We start from the raw sequence: 16,428 nt of genomic DNA, 5'->3' as shown, positions 1-16,428 counted from the left end.
TGGTTAGAATAACTCAATCTGAGCCAAGCGCTCACGCACTGGCCCGTAGGACGTTCTATGCACCGGCGTAACTCCCAGCGTCGTCAGAGCGGCCAAATGGCTTTTGGTGGGGTAGCCTTTGTTCTCCGCGAAGCCATAGCCGGGGTATTCTTTATCCAATAGGGCCATCTCCCGATCGCGCGTCACCTTGGCGAGAATCGAGGCCGCACTGATGGCCGGATGACGGCTGTCTCCCTTGATCACGGCTTCGGCGCTGAAACTCCATACGGGCAAGTGATTACCGTCCACCAGTACGTGCTCAGGTTCTGCATCCAGCCCCTGCACTGCGCGGGTCATGGCCAGCAGGCTGGCTTGTAGAATATTTATCCGGTCAATTTCCGCCACCGAGGCCCTTGCCACACACCAACTGAGTGCTTTGGTACAGATCTCATCGTACAACTGTTCACGACGAGCTTCCGTGAGTATTTTGGAATCTCTCAGCCCTCGAATGCGCTTGCGCGGATCGAGAATAACCGCTGCCGCCACCACATCACCGGCCAGTGGACCACGCCCCACTTCATCAACGCCGGCCAGTAGCTCGCCCCCGTAACTGGGTTTGAATGGGCTCATTGCCACCATTAGCGCTTCTCCACCAATCGGGCCACGGCGGCGGCGGCGCTTTCGCTGGCATTCTGCCGCAAGGTGCGGTGAATGCGATCATAAGTTTCGGTTAACGCCTGCGTCTGTTCCGGATTTTTGAAGTAGTGCATCAGTGCATCGGCCAACGCTTGCGGTTGCGCCCGCTGTTGTAAAAACTCAGGCACCAGCTCGCGACCCGCTAACAGGTTGGGCATGGAGATGTGTTCGGTCTTCACCATCATAGACAGAATGGCGTAAGAGACGGGTGCGACCTTGTAGGCCACGACCATGGGCCGCTTCAGTAGCAGCGCCTCCAAAGCGCTCGTACCGGAGGAAATCAGTACGGCATCAGCGGCTGTCATCGCCTGCTCAGATTGCCCCTGGATCAAGGTAATCGGCAGATCGGTAAACTCAGCGAGCTGGTGGTGCAATTGCCGGTAGCGATCCGGGCTGGCTGCGGGAAGCAGAAATTGCAGGCTTGGGTCCTGCTCCAGGCAGTGACGCGCGGCCTGTAAAAACGCCGGCCCCAGTCGGCTGACTTCGCCACTGCGACTGCCCGGCATTAGTGTAATTACACGGGCATCTGCAGGCACACCCAATGCTTCCCGAGCGCCCAGCTGATCCACTTCCAGGGGGAACGCATCGGCTAGGTGATGGCCTACAAACTCAACGGGCACCTGATGTTGCTGGTAGAACTCGGCCTCGAACGGGAACAGCGTTAACATCAGATCCACACTGCGTGCGATCTTATGCACTCTGCCCTGCCGCCAAGCCCATACCGTTGGGCTGACATAATGCACCGAGGGGATGGTCGCCTCTTTCAGGTGACCTTCAAGGGTCAGATTGAAATCCGGCGCATCGACGCCGATAAACACGGTGGGCGGATGCTCGGTGAAATGCTCGCGCAGAAAACGGCGAATTTTGAGCAGTTCGGGGAGGCGTTTTAGTGGCTCGACCAGGCCCATTACGGCCAGTCGGTCCATAGGGAAGAAGGAGTGGAAGCCCAAAGCCAGCATGCGAGGACCGCCAATACCGCAGAACTCCGCATCCGGGTAGTGCTTGCGCAAGGCACTCATGAGTCCAGCACCGAGAATATCTCCCGATGTCTCACCCACTACCATGCCAATGCGCACACGCTCCGTCATGCAACCCCCGTCAGCGCACAATCCCGCGTGCGGTAATCTTCAGGGAATCCATCAAGGGGGTGAGTTCTTCACAGTCAGCCCGCATGACATCCAACTCTGCCATGGCCTCGTCCAACGTCAGACCGCGACGATAGATGATCTTAAAGGCTTTTTGCAGTTTAGCGATGACCTCTTGATCAAAGCCGCGCCGACGCAAACCTTCAGCATTAATGTTTTTGGCGGAAGCTGGATTACCCGTGGCCAATACGTATGCCGGGAGATTTTTGCCAATGGCGGTGCCCATGCCGGTAAAGGCGTGTGCCCCTACCCAACAGTACTGGTGTACCAGTGTAAAGCCACTGAGGATGGCCCAATCGCCCACATGCACATGACCGGCCAAAGCGGTGTTATTGACCAAAATGGTGCGATCTCCCACCACGCAGTCATGCCCTATGTGCACGTAGGCCATCAGCAGGTTGTGGCTACCCACGGTGGTTTCACTGCGATCCTGAACAGTGCCCCGGTGAATGGTGACGCCTTCACGTATGGTGTTGTGATCACCAATTACCAAGCGAGTATTTTCGCCCTGATACTTCAGATCTGGGCTGTCCTCTCCCAAAGAGCAAAACTGAAAGATACGATTGTGCTTGCCGATACGGGTCGGCCCCTTAATGACTACGTGGGAGGCAATCGTAGTGCCCTCTCCAATCTCCACGTCTGGCCCTATCAGCGTCCAGGGCCCCACGACCACATCAGGAGCCAATCGAGCGTCTGGATGAACAATAGCGTGTGGATCTATCAAGGCTAGTCTCGCTGCTACAGTTTGGTGACCGGACCGGCGGGTCCAAGAGTTGGCGACCGCTGTTACACTTTCCGGTCCGCACAAAGAATATTGGCCGCTGCGGCCAGGGCACCATCCACTGTGGCCCGACAGGAAAACTTCCAAATGCCGCTCTTAACCGAAACGACTTTTGACTCCAGTTGGAGGCAGTCTCCGGGGATGACCTGGCGCTTAAAGCGCACCTGATCCACCCCTGCAAACAAGTAGATCGAACCATCTTCCGGCTTCTTGTTCATAGTCTTGAAGCCAAGTATCCCGGATGCCTGTGCCATGGCCTCCAGAATCATTACCCCGGGAAAAACCGGGCTTTGAGGAAAATGTCCGTTGAAAACTTCTTCGTTAATGGTGATGTTCTTATAGGCAATAATTGACTCGCCTTCCACCAATTCCGTTACCCGATCAATCAACAGGAAAGGGTACCTGTGCGGCAGGTATTCACGTATTTCTCTTACATCCATCATAATTTGGCGACCCTTGGGGTATTCGTCCGCAGCTACTCTGTGGGCAGCTTGCCAGTAATTTAGTCTCTGTCTTTATCTTTCTCAAGCTGCTTGACTCTAGCCATCAGCGCGTTCAGTTGCTTGAACCGCACAGCGTTTTTCCGCCATTCAGCGGAAGGGCTCAAAGGAATGCCCGAAGAATATGAGCCGGGCTCAGTTACTGAGTTTGTCACCATGCTCATTCCGGACAGGTGTACCTTATCCACAATAGTGACATGGCCTGCTATACCGACACAGCCAGCGACGGTGCAATTTTCCCCCAGTGTGGTGCTCCCGGCAATAGCCGAGTTGGCCGCAATCGCAGTATTTTTGCCAATTTGGACATTGTGGGCGATATGCACCAGATTATCGAGCTTTACACCGTCGCCAATAACCGTATCATCCAAGGCCCCGCGATCAATGGCCGTTCCGGCACCTATCTCTACCTGGGCTCCAATCCGCACACCGCCAAGCTGATGAACTTTTTGCCACCCACCCTCGGCAGGGGCAAAGCCAAAGCCGTCAGAGCCGATCACAGCGTTGCTGTGGATAATGCAGTTGGGGCCAATAACCACACCGTGGTAGACAGAAACATTGGCCGCAAGATAAGTATTAGCGCCTATGGAAGTACCGGCGCCAATAAAACAGCCGGGCCCGATCTCGACACCATCTCCTAGGGTGACCCCTTCAGAAATAACGGCATTCGCTCCGATACGCACACGCTCGCCTAGCTGGCAATCGTCCGCCACCACAGCTTTGGGATGACACCCTACCTCGAGAGCAGGACGCGGATCAAACAACTCTGTGACCCGCGCATAGCTTAGGTACGGTTCACTCACCAGTAATTTATTGCTGGAAAACCGCTCCTGTTGGTCGGGATGCAAAATGACCGCCGATGCCGAACAGTCGGCCAAATGTTTAGCGTAGCTTGCATTGGCCACAAAGCTTAACTGGCCCTTGCCCGCCTGGGTCAGAGATTCCAACCCGTCAATCAAGCAATCCGGCGCTCCGATTAGCTGGGCATCCAAGTACTGAGCCAGCTCAGCAAGTGTATATTGCTTTTTCACAGAGGCCGACTCCGGGTCGTTACTGTTGCTGAGATCTTTGATTGAGCAACTGGGTCACTCGGTCGGTAATGTCGTAATGCTCGGTAGCGTGGTAGACCGCCTGACTGCTCAAAATCAACCCGATTTTATCGGCCTCGATTAGGCTTTCCAGTACGTCGCGGGTGCTGGCGCCCATCTGTTGCATAACATTTTGCATGACTTGTTGACGACCATTTTGCAGGGTCTGTACAGCAGTCTCATACTCTTGACGGAGCTTGCGGGCTTCCTCTTCTTTCTTCTTGCGATCCTCTTCCGACCAAGTCATGGCATTTTGCTCCGCGTCCCGCTGCAAGCGTTGCAAATCTTCGGTCAGACTCTCGTAACGGGCCATAAGCGCCGCATACTCGGGATTTTGCTCCAACTGGCCAAGCCGGGCCTGAGCGACGTTTGTGCTCAACACAGCAGCCTGCAAGTCCAGTATTACAATTTTACCTTCGGCCAGCGCCAAGCTGGACGCCATCATCAAAGCCATACCGACGATCAGTTTTTTAGCAGTACTCGTAATCACAGTGTTTTCCTCTTGCACATTTGATTAAATGAATCAGTGGTCACGCTCAGGCCCCCAAAAAGGCGGGCCTGGACAATTATTAGAAAGCGCCACCAATGGTAAAGTCGAAGAATTTGGGATCATCCCCATCGTTTTCGTTCAGTGGCCGCGAGACACTGAAAGTTAAGGGACCAAAACCGGTAATCCAGGTTAAGCCAAAACCCGCTGAAATACTGATTCTATCCAAGCTCGGGCCATAGCAGTTCAACTGTTCAGGACGACAATGTTCACTAAAGACGTTACCGCCTTCAATAAAGAAAGAGCTCTGCATGGAGCGCTGATCGTCAATAAAGGGCAGCGGGAAGAGAATTTCCGCACCCGCTTCCACCAGGATATTGCCCCCAAACGCTGAGTACCTCGAGTCCCGTCTGGCCAACTGTTCTCTCGTTGCGGTGCGCTGAGTAATCAGCTCGCCAGGTCGACAAGTGAAGGAGTTAAGATTCAGCCCTTCAGGATCCTCACATAGGACATAAGTGCGCGCGAGCTCGCTTTGCTGGGCCAAACCGTCGCCATCGCGGTCATCCCATGCAAACTCGCTCTGAAACGCCTGCTCTGGTGGCGAGGTACGAGGCCCCAGGCTGTTGCGCTCGAAACCGCGCACCGAACCAAAACCACCCGCGTAGAAGTGCTCAAAGAACGGTAGATCCCGGTCGCTACGGTAAGAATTGGCGTAGCCCAAATTGGTGCGCAGCTTGAGCGTGAGGTGACGGGTCAAAGGCTTATAGGTCTCAGCATTGTACTGTAACTTGTAGTAGTCCAGGTCACCGCCGGGAAGCGCAGCTTCCAGTGAGATCCGCTGAGAGGTGCCGCGCGTGGCCAACATGCCCCGATTCAAGGTTGACTTGCCCCAATTCAGGGTCACCAGCAAATCGCGGAAACGATTGCCGTGAGCATCCAGATACCCAGGCGGGCCCAACACGTCTTCGGTGACGGGGTGACGCTCGATACCTTCAGGGAAGTCTCGTCCACGAAGAATTTCATCCCGCGCTGCAGAGGCATCACTTTGGGTGATGTACATGGCGTTAGACGGTAGTACTGGCGTGCGAATAATTTCCTGCGCCGAACGACCACTGGCTTTAACCGTTAAGTCCCGAGCCTCCAGACTGAAGCCAATACGCTCAATCTCGGAGATTGGATAACCAAAGGACATCCTAGCGCCGTATACGTCGGTACCGTAACCCGCTACACCGATGTTGGCGAAGTTACTTTTTGAGTAATACAAGTTGAAGCCCCGACTGACACCGTCACGGGTAAAGTACGGATCTTCGTAGCTAAAATTGTAAGCCGTACGGAAGCGGCTGTTACTCAGGGACATACCCACACGCTTACCAGTACCGAACCAGTTGTTCTGATGGATATTGGCGGACAGCAAGAGTCCCGAGTAGCGGGCATAGCCAACCTGCAGCCCCATGCTACCTGATGGTGCTTCCTCGACGGTGTATTCCACGTCGATCTGATCAGACGTACCCGGCACCTCTACGGTTTCAACATCCACGTCCTTAAAGAAGCCCAAGCGATTGAGCCGCACTCTTGAGTGCTCAATTTGAGAGGTAGACGCAGCACCGCCTTCCATTTGCCGCATCTCGCGGCGCAGCACTTCATCAATGGTTTTGGTGTTGCCTCTGAAATTAATCCGCCGCACGTAAGCACGCTCGCCCGGATCGATAAAAAAGGTAACATCAACGGTCTTGTCTTCCTGGTTCCGCTCCGGAATCCCCTCTACCTCGGCGAAGGTGTAACCTTCGTTGCCCAGGCGTTGCTTAATGTAATCCGCTGAAGTGGTCATCATAATTTGGGAAAAAGTATCACCCTCCCGAACCATAATCAGCTGTCGTATAGCCCGTTCGGGCAACACAGGATCGCCAGCCAGTTCCACAGCATTGACCGTATAAACTTCGCCTTCGGTGACATTAATGGTGATGTAGATCTTCGACCGGTCAGGGCTCAACGCGACCTGTGTCGAGTCGACGCGGAAATCCAGATAACCGCGATCCAGGTAATAGGACTCCAAACGCTCGATATCACCGGACAATTTTTCACGAGAGTATTTGTCGTCGCCGGTAATCCACGAAAACAGGCCCCGGGCACTTAACTCAAACAAATCCAGCAGGTCTTTGTCTCGATAGACTTCGTTCCCAACGATGTTGATACTCCGGATGCGCGCCGGCTTACCTTCGTTAACATTAATCAACACCTTAACCTGGTTGCGAGGCAAGTCTTCAATTTCGATGGATACTGAAGCGCCGTAACGGCCCTGGCCTATGTACTCTCGTTCCAGCGATTGGCTGATTAACTCCAGGGTGGCGCGCTGAAAGATTTGTCCTTCAGACAGTCCGTTATCTCGCAAGCTTTCCATCAGAGCATCGGTTTTAATAACCTTGTTGCCTTCAATGACGATTTCATTGATGGCTGGCCGCTCTTTTACCTGTACCACCAACACGTCGCCATCACGCACCATAGTTACATCGGCGAAGTGGCCAACTCTAAACAGAGCACGTGTTGCGCGCTGGATGTCTTCGCTGGTGAGAGTGTCACCGACTCGCACGGGTAATGCACTGAAAACGCTACCAGCGGAAACCCTTTGCAAACCCTCGACACGGATGTCACTGATTTCGAATTCTTGCGCCTGCACTCCCAAAGAGATAAGCAGGAGTACAACTAAACTAATAAATCGCATTGAAGCTCGCTTCATAGAAAATTCTATTGTAATCGTTGTAGTCAGGGTTCGGCAGCCTGGACGGAGTACTAAAGCCGCATGACGTCGTTATAGAGCGCTAGTATCATCAGCCCGAGAACAAGGAACAGCCCTATTTTGTAGCCCACTTGCTGAACCTGCTCGGAAACCGGACTGCCTTTTATTACTTCGATGAAGTAATACAACAGGTGGCCACCGTCGAGAACGGGAATGGGCAGTAAGTTAAACACTGCTAGGAATACACTTAGTAGAGCTACAAAACCGACAAAACTCTTCCAACCGCTATCCGCGGTAGAGCCGGCCACCTTAGCAATGGTAATGGGGCCGCTCAAGTTTTTCGTCGAAATTTCTCCCACCAATAACTTCTTTACTGACAGCAGGACAAAGCCAGAGGTTTCCCAAGTCCGGTCAACACCGGCAAAAAAGGCCTCAATCGGGCCATACTGGTAGTCCCTCACCATGTGCTCTGGCCATGGCTGGGGCTGTATACTTACACCCACCTGCCCAAAGCGCTCTCCATTTTCCTCCACCGCCTGAGGAGTAACGCTCAAACGTATCCGTTCGCCTGCGCGTTCCACCAGGAGGTCGATTTCTTGATCAGGGCGCTCGCGGACGTACTGCACCCACTCTCGCCATGTCGGTATATCTTGGCCATCCGCGGCGACGATATGGTCGCCCGCCTGCAAACCTGCGCGTTCAGCGGCACTGGTAGGCATAACCTGGCCTAAAATCGCTTCATTTTCCGGAATTTTGAGTTGCAAGCCCAGGCCTGCCAAAGGGTCTGGCTCATCTTCACCGCGCAACCAGCTATCCAGCCGAGCTTCCGACACATAGCGGAGCTCTGAATCTGGATAGCGAACGGTGAAGCTGATGGTGCCGGTTTCACCCAGACGGCGCAGCAGCTGCTGGTGCAACCGCTGCCAGGTGGGAGTGGGCGTACCATCTACCTCGAGAATCTCTTGACCCGGCTCCAACCCGGCCTGCTCCGCCACAGAGTTGGGCTCCACGTGACCCACAATAGGTATAGCGTCCCTTACTCCGGGAATCGCCAAAGCGGTAAACAGCACTACCGCGAGCAGAAAATTGGCAAAAGGCCCAGCGGCTACCACGGCGATGCGCTGCCAGACGTTTTTTCGATTGAAGGCTCGATGCAATTCGTGCTCAGGTACTTCACCTTCGCGCTCGTCCAGCATCTTTACGTAGCCGCCCAAGGGTATGGCGGCGAGGGCGTATTCGGTACCTTGCCGGTCGGTCCAGCGCAACAGAATCTTGCCAAAACCGATGGAAAAACGCAGAACCTTAACGCCGCAACGCCTGGCGACGTAAAAGTGCCCGAATTCGTGCACCGCCACCAGGACCACCAGGGCAATCAGAAACCACATTATTGTCTGTATTAATGCCACCGTAAAACCTCTTAGAGGGCGTCGATCAGGGTCTGGGCCAAGGTCCGGGCTTCCAAATCCGCGTTTTGGACAACGTCCAAGGCGTCTGGTTCATTCACCGGCAAGCGCTCCAGTACGCGCTCAATCACTAGAGCTATTTGGTCAAAACGAATGCGCCGGGCCAGAAACGCCGCTACCGCAATCTCGTTGGCGGCATTGAGCAGTGCGGGCGCTGTGCCGCCGGTCTCGGCCGCCTGTCTGGCCAGACTTAAGCAGGGAAACCGCTGGTAGTCAGGCTCACAGAAGTCCAGTCTGGCGGTTGCGATCAAGTCCAGACTGGCTACGCCCGACTCAATGCGTTCCGGCCAAGCCAGGGCATGGGCGATGGGCGTGCGCATGTCCGGATTGCCCATTTGCGCCAACACCGAACCATCCGTGTACTCCACCAGGGAATGAATGACGCTCTGTGGATGCACCACCACCTCCACCTGTTCCGGTCGAGCGTTGAACAGCCAGCAGGCTTCTATAAATTCCAGCCCTTTGTTCATCATGGTGGCGGAATCCACAGAGATCTTTTGCCCCATCGACCAATTGGGATGGGCGCAGGCCTCTTCCGGAGTCACTTGACTCAGTTCGCTCAAAGGTCGGGTTCGGAAGGGGCCGCCGGAGGCAGTCAGCATAATCCGGCGTACACCACGCTGTGCGAGCTCTCCCGCTTGGCAGTCGGCTCGCTCATTTTGCAAGCATTGAAAAATCGCATTGTGCTCGCTATCAATCGGTAAGAGCGTAGCCCCATGGTCACGCACCGCACGGGTAAATAGACCACCGGCCATAACCAATGCTTCTTTATTGGCCAGCAGTACTTTCTTGCCTCCTTCCACTGCAGCCAGTGCCGGCAAGAGCCCAGCAGCCCCAACAATCGCCGCCATAACGATGTCGGTCTCATCATGCCCGGCCACATAACGCAAAGCTTCCTCGCCCTGAAGAACTTCAGTGGAACTCCCTTTGAGAGACAAGACTTCGCGCAGAGCTTGTGCCTCGCCCGGATCGCCCATAACGGCGTAACGGGGGCGGTGCTCCAGGCACTGCTCGGCCAGACTCTGCCACTGACGGTGAGCGGTGAGCGCAAAAACACTGTACCGATCCCGGTGGCGGGCCAGTACATCCAGGGTGCTCACACCTATGGAGCCGGTCGCACCCAGTACCGTAACCGCTTGCCTAGGGATCATGCGGGCGCCCAACCAATGGCCAAAAGGGCCAAAGCAAAGACGGGGGCTGCTGCCGTAAGGCTGTCCACTCTATCCAGGACGCCACCGTGCCCAGGCAGCAGTGCACTGCTGTCTTTTACACCCCGGTGGCGCTTGAGCATGCTCTCCTGAAGGTCGCCGAGCACCGAAACCAGAGCGGTAGGAACAATAATGGCGAGCGCCAGGCCATAACTCAGCCCTCCCCAGAGCCATCCCACTAACAGGACCAACACCAGGTTGAGAGCCAAGCCGCCGGCAAAGCCTTCCCAGGTTTTGCCCGGACTGACCGCGGGCGCAAGCTTATGACGCCCCCAGCGGCGACCGGCAAAATACGCACCGATATCGGCGCTGGCCACGCACACCACCATAAGCAAAACCAGCCAAGCCCCCTGGTCCAAAGCCCGTACATAAACCAGCCCGGCCCAAGCGGGCACCAAGACCAGCAACCCCATTAGGGCACGCACCCAACGGCTTTGCCAAAGTAAAGCACTCTGCGGATAACCTTGAACCCACAGCAACGCCACCGCCCACCAGGTGCAGCCGACGACTAACAGGTTACGAAAACCCGCGTTCTGTTCAAGGGTGGGAGGACCTTCAAGGGTCGGTAACGCCAGATAAAACGCTGTGGCGATCAATACAACACCAACGGCGGCGGCATAGAGGCGGCGCTGCCACGCACTTTCCAAGCCAGCCAAGTTAGCCCATTCCCAGGCGCCAACAAGAACCACGCCTGCCACAAACGCGGCGAACCATGGCACGGGCAAATAAACCAATACGGCGAGAAAAACCGCAATTAACACCACAGCGGTAATGACACGCTGCTTAAGCATGACGCACTCCCTGCCGATCAAGACCTGTGTGCAGCGGCTCCGCAGAAAGCTGGTCACCGGTCAATCCGAAACGGCGTTGGCGCCGATGAAAGTCCGCCGCCGCCGCATGCAAATCCGCAGCGCGGAAATCAGGCCATAGGGTTTTCGTGAAATAGAGCTCGGAGTAAGTACATTGCCAAAGGAGAAAGTTGCTGATTCTCTGCTCACCACCGGTGCGAATCAATAGGTCAGGCTCGGGCAGATCAGACAAAGCGGTGTGACGATGCAGGTGAGTGGAATCAATGTCGGCAGCCGACAACTCACCCGCCTCAACCTGTTCGGCCAAGCGACGGGCCGCCTGAGCAATATCCCAGCGGCCACCGTAATCGGCAGCGATGACCAAGGTAGTATCGCCCTCGCGGGTCAAGTGTTCAGCCGCGGCAATGGCCTTTTGTAAATTCGGGCTGAATCGATCCCGGTTGCCGATAACACGCAGCCGCACACCTTTTTTTCGCAGCTCCTTGCTCTCTTGCTTAAGGTAGACAAGAAACAGGGACATCAGCGCTTCCACTTCCCGCGGCGGCCGCTTCCAATTCTCGCTACTGAACGCGAACAGCGTTAACACTTCCACGTTGAGTTCCTGGCAAGCGCTCATCACATCCCGGATACGTTCAACGCCCACCTTGTGACCGGCCACACCTGACATCTTCCGCTGCTTCGCCCAGCGGTTGTTGCCATCCATAATGATGGCGATATGGCGCAGGGAATTACTTGTCACGTCACAACTCCTGGAAGGGTGGTCACGGTTCGGCAGAAACCGGCGGCTGGCACAGGGTGCCAGCGTTAAATGGCCATCAAATCGGTTTCTTTTGCGCTCAACGCGCGATCAACCTCAGCGATATATTTATCGGTGATTTTTTGTATTTCGTCATGAAAACGATGCTCGTCGTCCTCGGTGATTTCCTTTTCCTTGAGCAAAGCTTTCACGTCAGAGAGCACGTCACGACGGACACTGCGAATGGAGACCCGGGCGTTTTCCGCTTCGGCTTTAGCCTGTTTAATATAGGTTTTGCGGGTTTCTTCGGTAAGAGACGGCATAGGCAAGCGAATCACACCGCCATTTGTGGATGGATTCAGGCCCAAATCAGATTTCATGATGGCCTTTTCAATATCGGGAACCAAGTGCTTTTCCCAGGGCGAAATACTCAAAGTTCGAGCATCTTCCACGTTCACATTGGCCACCTGACTCAAAGGCGTGTCCGCACCGTAGTAGGAAACCATAACGCCATCGAGAATACTCGGATGGGCGCGACCAGTACGGATTTTATTAAACTGGCTGGAGAGTGCTTCCAACCCTTTAGCCATACGCCTCTCGGCATCTTTTTTCAAATCACTAAGCATCGTTTTTTCCCTCTTCTATCAGGGTACCTTCGTCGCTTCCAACAACGATGTTGAGCAACGCCCCCGTCTTGTTCATACGAAACACCCGCACGGGCATATCGTGCTCCCGACACAGGCAAATTGCAGTCAAATCCATTACGCCAAGCTTCCGCTCCAGAATTTGGTCATAAGTCAATCGGTCGAATTTGGTGGCGGTAGCGTCTTTCATTGGATCAGCGGAGTAGACTCCGTCGACCTTTGTCGCTTTAAGAACGATGTCGGCTTCCACTTCAATAGCCCGGAGGCAGGCGGCCGAATCGGTGGTAAAGAAAGGGTTACCGGTTCCGGCGGCAAAGATCACCACTTCGCCGGAAGCCAGTGAACGTACGGCGTGCCGGCTGTCGTAATGCTCAACGATGCCACTCATGGGAATGGCCGACATGACACGGGAGGAGATATTGGAGCGCTCCAATGCATCCCGCATCGCCAGCGCGTTCATTACCGTAGCCAGCATACCCATGTGGTCGCCAGTGACCCGGTTCAAACCCGCCACGCTTAGGGCAGCACCACGGAACAAGTTGCCACCGCCGACTACCAGCCCAACCTGAACACCGATACCCACCAGTTGCCCAATTTCCAGAGCCATTTTATCGAGCACTTTGGGGTCGATGCCGAAGCCTTCGGAGCCCATAAGCTCCTCACCACTAAGTTTGAGCAGTATTCGTTTGTATTTTTTATCGCGCGCACTGGGCATGACGGGTCTCCGTAAACAGGGGCTCACTCTATAGTCGGAGGCAGAAGAGGGCCGGAGCTCCCCTCTGCCGGTCTGTCATAGCCGGGGAGCTTATCCCTTGGACGAAGCCTTAACCTGTGCGGCCACTTCCTCGGCAAAATCCACGGTTTCTTTCTCGATGCCTTCGCCAACTTCAAAGCGCACAAAGCTGGTCACGGTTGCACCGGCTTCTTGAGCCAGTTTACCCACAGTCAGCTCGGGGTTTTTCACGAACGGCTGCTCTAGCAGGCTGCCTTCTTTGAGGAATTTTTTGATGCGGCCTTGAGTCATTTTTTCGACGATCTCGGCGGGCTTGCCTTCCATGTCCGGCTGAGCTTTGATGATGTCTTTTTCTTTTTCCACCAGCTCGGCAGGCATATCTTCAGGCCGGACCACTTGGGGATTAACCGCTGCCACATGCATGGACACATCACGGGCCAGATCGGCGTTGCCACCTTCCAGCTGAGTCACAACCGCAATGCGATTGTTGGAGTGTACGTAACCATCAATCACGCCGCCTTCGATAAGGGCAACGCGACGAACACTGATGTTTTCACCGATTTTCTGTACCAGTGCTTCACGAGCGCTTTCCAGCTCGCCGGACATCAGCGCGGCCACGTCGACTTGCTTTTCATTGAAAGCCTTGGTCAGAACGCTGTCCACAAAGGCCAGAAAACCGGCGTCGCGGGCGACAAAGTCGGTTTCACTGTTCACTTCCAAGATGACGGCTGAGCCGTTGTCGTCAGCAACTTTTACCGCAACCACGCCGTCAGCAGCGGTACGATCCGCTTTTTTAGCGGCCTTTAAGCCACTGGCCTTACGCAGGTTTTCAATCGCCAACTCAACGTCACCGTCCGCCTCGGTCAGAGCTTTTTTACACTCCATCATGCCAAGGCTGGTGCGTTCGCGCAGTTCTTTTACCATTGAAGCAGAGATAGCTGCCATGAATCTATCCTCTCGAATTTTGTCAGTCTGAATTTGAAAAAAAAGGGGCCAAAGCCGCGTGGCCTGCCCCTTTCTATTGCTGGGCCTGTGCTGGGCACCAAAAACACTCACCCTGCCGCAGAATTACTCCTGAGCGGGTGAAGCTGCTTCAGCGTCGTTCTCAGCGGGCACGTACTCATCCTTATTAGGGACGGACTGAGCCGCTTGAGCTCCTTCCAGGCAGGCATCAGCCACAGCGGTGACGTACAGCTTAACGGCGCGGATGGCGTCATCGTTGCCGGGAATCACATAGTCAATGCCGTCGGGGTTGCTGTTGGTGTCCACGATACCAATAATGGGGATACCCAGTTTGTTGGCTTCCTGAACAGCGATACGCTCATGATCCACGTCCACCACAAACAGCGCGTCAGGCAGGCCGTTCATGTCTTTGATACCGCCAATGGAGCGCTCTAATTTTTCCAGGTCGCGGGTACGCATCAGCGCTTCTTTCTTGGTCAGCTTATCGAAAGTACCGTCCTGACTCTGGGCTTCCAGCTCGCGATAGCGACGAATGGAGGCACGGATAGTTTTGTAGTTGGTGAGCATGCCGCCCAACCAGCGGTGACTGACAAAGGGCATACCTACACGCTCGGCCTGCTCTTTGATGGTCTTTTGAGCGGCGCGCTTGGTGCCGACAAACAGGATTTTCTTTTTCTGGGACGCCATCTGCTTAACCAGCTCCAGGGCGTCGTTAAACGCAGGAACGGTCTGCTCCAGATTGACGATATGAATTTTGTTGCGGGCGCCGAAGATAAAACGATCCATCTTCGGGTTCCAATAGCGGGTTTGGTGACCAAAGTGGACACCAGCTTGCAGCATTTCGCGCATGCTTACTGTAGGCATTTTGTTTTCCTTTCGGGTTAGGCCTCCATACACCCCGTCGACCAACCCACTAAATTGAAGCAGGCACCCAGGTGGACGTGTCGGTATATGTGTGACGTTAAGTTAAGTTTGCGGAGCAATTTTGCCCCTTTTGACACCGGGAACACCCCTGCCAAATGCTCTGAGACGAGTCGCAGAGGCGCGCTTTATACCATATATCAATACCCAGGAAAAGCGATCCGTGGCTTCTTGCTCAGACCAATAAAGCGGCATGACGCCCCCCAGCGCCCACCGGTACTGGGTCTTTGGGGCCCTTTCTAGTGCCAGATTGCCAGAGCACACCTGGTGGTGATCTAATACCTCCTCTATAGACTCAAGCCCACCTGATCGGTTCGACACTCATTATGAAAGAAACCTGGCGCTGGTTCGGCCCCCGAGATACCGTCTCCCTACAACAAATCGCCCAGGCGGGAGCCACGGGCGTGGTTACCTCCCTGCATGAGATCCCCACAGGTGAGGCCTGGCCACTGGACGACATCCTGCAACGCAAGGCCCTGATTGAAGCGGCCGGCTTGGAATGGGCCGTGGTTGAGAGTGTTCCACTGCACAATGACATCAAAACCCGCAGTGGCGATTACCGACGCCATTTGGACAATTATCGGGCGTCCATCCGCAATTTGGCGCAGGCGGGGGTTTTTGATATCTGCTACAACTTTATGCCCGTAGTGGACTGGACCCGAACCAACCTGGACTATGTGCTGCCCAACCAGAGCCGGGCCCTGCGCTTTGAGATGGCCGATTTCGCCGCCTACGACATCCATATTTTGGCCCGACCCGGAGCTGCAGGAGATTACAGCCCCGAGGTGCAGGCCAACGCCGCCGCACGGTACCGAGCCCTCTCACCGGAAGCCGAAGTTCAATTGGAAAAGAATATCATCGCCGGCCTACCTGGCGGTGAAGGCTCCTACGATCGCGAAGGCATTCGAGCCGCTATCGCCCAATTTATTGCTCTGGGCGACGAGGGCATGCGCGCCAACCTGTTCGCTTTTTTGGAAGAGGTCATTCCGGTTGCCGAAGAAGTCGGCGCACGCCTGTGCATCCATCCGGATGATCCGCCTTTCTCCCTTTTTGGTCTGCCGAGGGTCGTTTCCACCGCCAACGATGCGCGAGCGCTGCTGGAAGCCGTACCCAGCGACGCCAATGGCCTCACACTGTGCGCCGGCTCCTACGGAGCCAGGGGCGATAACGATCTGGTACAAATGGCGCGAGAGTTCGGCCCCCGCATCTACTTCGTCCATTTACGTAATATCAAGCGCGAACCGGACGGCTCCTTTTACGAGTCCGAGCACCTGGATGGCGACAATGACATCGTGGGCTTAGTGAGTGCCCTGCTGGATGAAGAGACGCGCCGACGGCGGGAAGGTAGCAAGCTACCCGCCATTGCCATGCGCCCGGACCACGGTCATTTAATGGGCGATGAAGTCGGCCGCTCCGGCATCAACCCTGGCTACTCCTACGCTGGACGCATGAAAGGGCTGGCGGAGCTGCGCGGCGTCATCCATACCCTCTCCTGCCTGCGGCCGAGCTAACCGCGCCCACAAGTGCCGGAGGATGCGGGCTGT

At 55.3% G+C, this 16,428-nt stretch carries 16 protein-coding genes; 1 reads left to right on the top strand and 15 read right to left on the bottom strand.

Annotated elements, in window-relative coordinates:
* Positions 1–3: 3 nt before the first annotated feature.
* The 15 genes from rnhB to rpsB form a co-directional block, all read right to left on the bottom strand.
* Positions 4–609, bottom strand: a complete 606-nt coding sequence (gene rnhB / locus RBH33_RS01435) for a ribonuclease HII (RefSeq protein ID WP_306730710.1) — start codon at positions 607–609, stop codon at positions 4–6.
* An 8-nt stretch (positions 610–617) separates the two neighbouring features.
* Entirely contained in the window at positions 618–1,763 is a 1,146-nt protein-coding gene (gene lpxB, locus RBH33_RS01430; protein WP_306730337.1) for a lipid-A-disaccharide synthase, read from the bottom strand.
* Between the two features lie 10 nt (positions 1,764–1,773).
* Entirely contained in the window at positions 1,774–2,544 is a 771-nt protein-coding gene (gene lpxA, locus RBH33_RS01425) for an acyl-ACP--UDP-N-acetylglucosamine O-acyltransferase (RefSeq protein ID WP_306730336.1), read from the bottom strand.
* A 62-nt stretch (positions 2,545–2,606) separates the two neighbouring features.
* A complete protein-coding gene (fabZ, locus tag RBH33_RS01420; protein WP_306730335.1) occupies positions 2,607–3,044 on the bottom strand; it encodes a 3-hydroxyacyl-ACP dehydratase FabZ in 438 nt (145 codons plus the stop codon).
* 59 nt (positions 3,045–3,103) lie between these two features.
* Entirely contained in the window at positions 3,104–4,129 is a 1,026-nt protein-coding gene (lpxD, locus tag RBH33_RS01415; RefSeq protein WP_306730334.1) for a UDP-3-O-(3-hydroxymyristoyl)glucosamine N-acyltransferase, read from the bottom strand.
* A 19-nt stretch (positions 4,130–4,148) separates the two neighbouring features.
* Positions 4,149–4,676 carry an OmpH/Skp family outer membrane protein gene (locus tag RBH33_RS01410; RefSeq protein WP_306730333.1) on the bottom strand — a complete coding sequence of 176 codons (528 nt, stop codon included), beginning with the start codon at positions 4,674–4,676 and terminating at the stop codon, positions 4,149–4,151.
* A 79-nt stretch (positions 4,677–4,755) separates the two neighbouring features.
* Positions 4,756–7,392 carry an outer membrane protein assembly factor BamA gene (gene bamA / locus RBH33_RS01405; protein ID WP_306730332.1) on the bottom strand — a complete coding sequence of 879 codons (2,637 nt, stop codon included), beginning with the start codon at positions 7,390–7,392 and terminating at the stop codon, positions 4,756–4,758.
* 68 nt (positions 7,393–7,460) lie between these two features.
* Positions 7,461–8,813: an RIP metalloprotease RseP gene (gene rseP / locus RBH33_RS01400; protein WP_306730331.1), complete on the bottom strand. Its 1,353-nt coding sequence runs from the start codon at positions 8,811–8,813 to the stop codon at positions 7,461–7,463.
* A gap of 11 nt (positions 8,814–8,824) precedes the next feature.
* The gene (gene ispC, locus RBH33_RS01395) at positions 8,825–10,021 is read right to left on the bottom strand and encodes a 1-deoxy-D-xylulose-5-phosphate reductoisomerase (protein WP_306730330.1); all 1,197 of its coding nucleotides are present in this window, start codon (positions 10,019–10,021) and stop codon (positions 8,825–8,827) included.
* Positions 10,018–10,869 (bottom strand): phosphatidate cytidylyltransferase, encoded by an 852-nt coding sequence (locus tag RBH33_RS01390; protein WP_306730329.1) that lies wholly within the window; start codon positions 10,867–10,869, stop codon positions 10,018–10,020. Before RBH33_RS01390 ends, ispC begins: the two co-directional genes overlap by 4 nt.
* Positions 10,862–11,626: a polyprenyl diphosphate synthase gene (gene uppS / locus RBH33_RS01385; RefSeq protein WP_306730328.1), complete on the bottom strand. Its 765-nt coding sequence runs from the start codon at positions 11,624–11,626 to the stop codon at positions 10,862–10,864. Before uppS ends, RBH33_RS01390 begins: the two co-directional genes overlap by 8 nt.
* A gap of 65 nt (positions 11,627–11,691) precedes the next feature.
* The gene (gene frr / locus RBH33_RS01380; RefSeq protein WP_306730327.1) at positions 11,692–12,249 is read right to left on the bottom strand and encodes a ribosome recycling factor; all 558 of its coding nucleotides are present in this window, start codon (positions 12,247–12,249) and stop codon (positions 11,692–11,694) included.
* Positions 12,242–12,982, bottom strand: coding sequence for a UMP kinase (gene pyrH, locus RBH33_RS01375; RefSeq protein ID WP_306730326.1), 741 nt, complete (start codon positions 12,980–12,982; stop codon positions 12,242–12,244). The genes frr and pyrH overlap by 8 nt, the downstream gene beginning before the upstream one ends.
* A 90-nt stretch (positions 12,983–13,072) precedes the next feature.
* On the bottom strand, positions 13,073–13,945 hold the full coding sequence (tsf, locus tag RBH33_RS01370; RefSeq protein ID WP_306730325.1) for a translation elongation factor Ts: 873 nt from the start codon (positions 13,943–13,945) through the stop codon (positions 13,073–13,075).
* A gap of 123 nt (positions 13,946–14,068) precedes the next feature.
* Positions 14,069–14,827 (bottom strand): 30S ribosomal protein S2, encoded by a 759-nt coding sequence (gene rpsB / locus RBH33_RS01365; RefSeq protein ID WP_306730324.1) that lies wholly within the window; start codon positions 14,825–14,827, stop codon positions 14,069–14,071.
* Between the two features lie 383 nt (positions 14,828–15,210).
* On the opposite strand from rpsB, the gene uxuA reads away from it, so the two are divergent.
* Positions 15,211–16,395 (top strand): mannonate dehydratase, encoded by a 1,185-nt coding sequence (uxuA, locus tag RBH33_RS01360; protein ID WP_306730323.1) that lies wholly within the window; start codon positions 15,211–15,213, stop codon positions 16,393–16,395.
* Positions 16,396–16,428 lie beyond the last annotated feature (33 nt).

The sequence above is a fragment of the Marinimicrobium hydrolyticum genome (assembly GCF_030848505.1).
Lineage (GTDB): Bacteria > Pseudomonadota > Gammaproteobacteria > Pseudomonadales > Cellvibrionaceae > JAVDDU01.
The sequence above is the reverse complement of the archived record's forward strand: the minus strand, read 5'-3'. Positions and strand labels throughout refer to the sequence as shown.

Excerpts from the sequence above, each read along its gene's own strand:
- bamA (WP_306730332.1), bottom strand. The coding sequence starts at position 7,392 with ATGCGATTTATTAGTTTAGTTGTACTCCTGCTTATCTCTTTGGGAGTG.
- uxuA (WP_306730323.1), top strand. The coding sequence starts at position 15,211 with ATGAAAGAAACCTGGCGCTGGTTCGGCCCCCGAGATACCGTCTCCCTA.
- lpxB (WP_306730337.1), bottom strand. The coding sequence starts at position 1,763 with ATGACGGAGCGTGTGCGCATTGGCATGGTAGTGGGTGAGACATCGGGA.
- frr (WP_306730327.1), bottom strand. The coding sequence starts at position 12,249 with ATGCTTAGTGATTTGAAAAAAGATGCCGAGAGGCGTATGGCTAAAGGG.
- RBH33_RS01390 (WP_306730329.1), bottom strand. The coding sequence starts at position 10,869 with ATGCTTAAGCAGCGTGTCATTACCGCTGTGGTGTTAATTGCGGTTTTT.
- fabZ (WP_306730335.1), bottom strand. The coding sequence starts at position 3,044 with ATGATGGATGTAAGAGAAATACGTGAATACCTGCCGCACAGGTACCCT.
- pyrH (WP_306730326.1), bottom strand. The coding sequence starts at position 12,982 with ATGCCCAGTGCGCGCGATAAAAAATACAAACGAATACTGCTCAAACTT.
- ispC (WP_306730330.1), bottom strand. The coding sequence starts at position 10,021 with ATGATCCCTAGGCAAGCGGTTACGGTACTGGGTGCGACCGGCTCCATA.
- rpsB (WP_306730324.1), bottom strand. The coding sequence starts at position 14,827 with ATGCCTACAGTAAGCATGCGCGAAATGCTGCAAGCTGGTGTCCACTTT.
- rnhB (WP_306730710.1), bottom strand. The coding sequence starts at position 609 with ATGAGCCCATTCAAACCCAGTTACGGGGGCGAGCTACTGGCCGGCGTT.
- tsf (WP_306730325.1), bottom strand. The coding sequence starts at position 13,945 with ATGGCAGCTATCTCTGCTTCAATGGTAAAAGAACTGCGCGAACGCACC.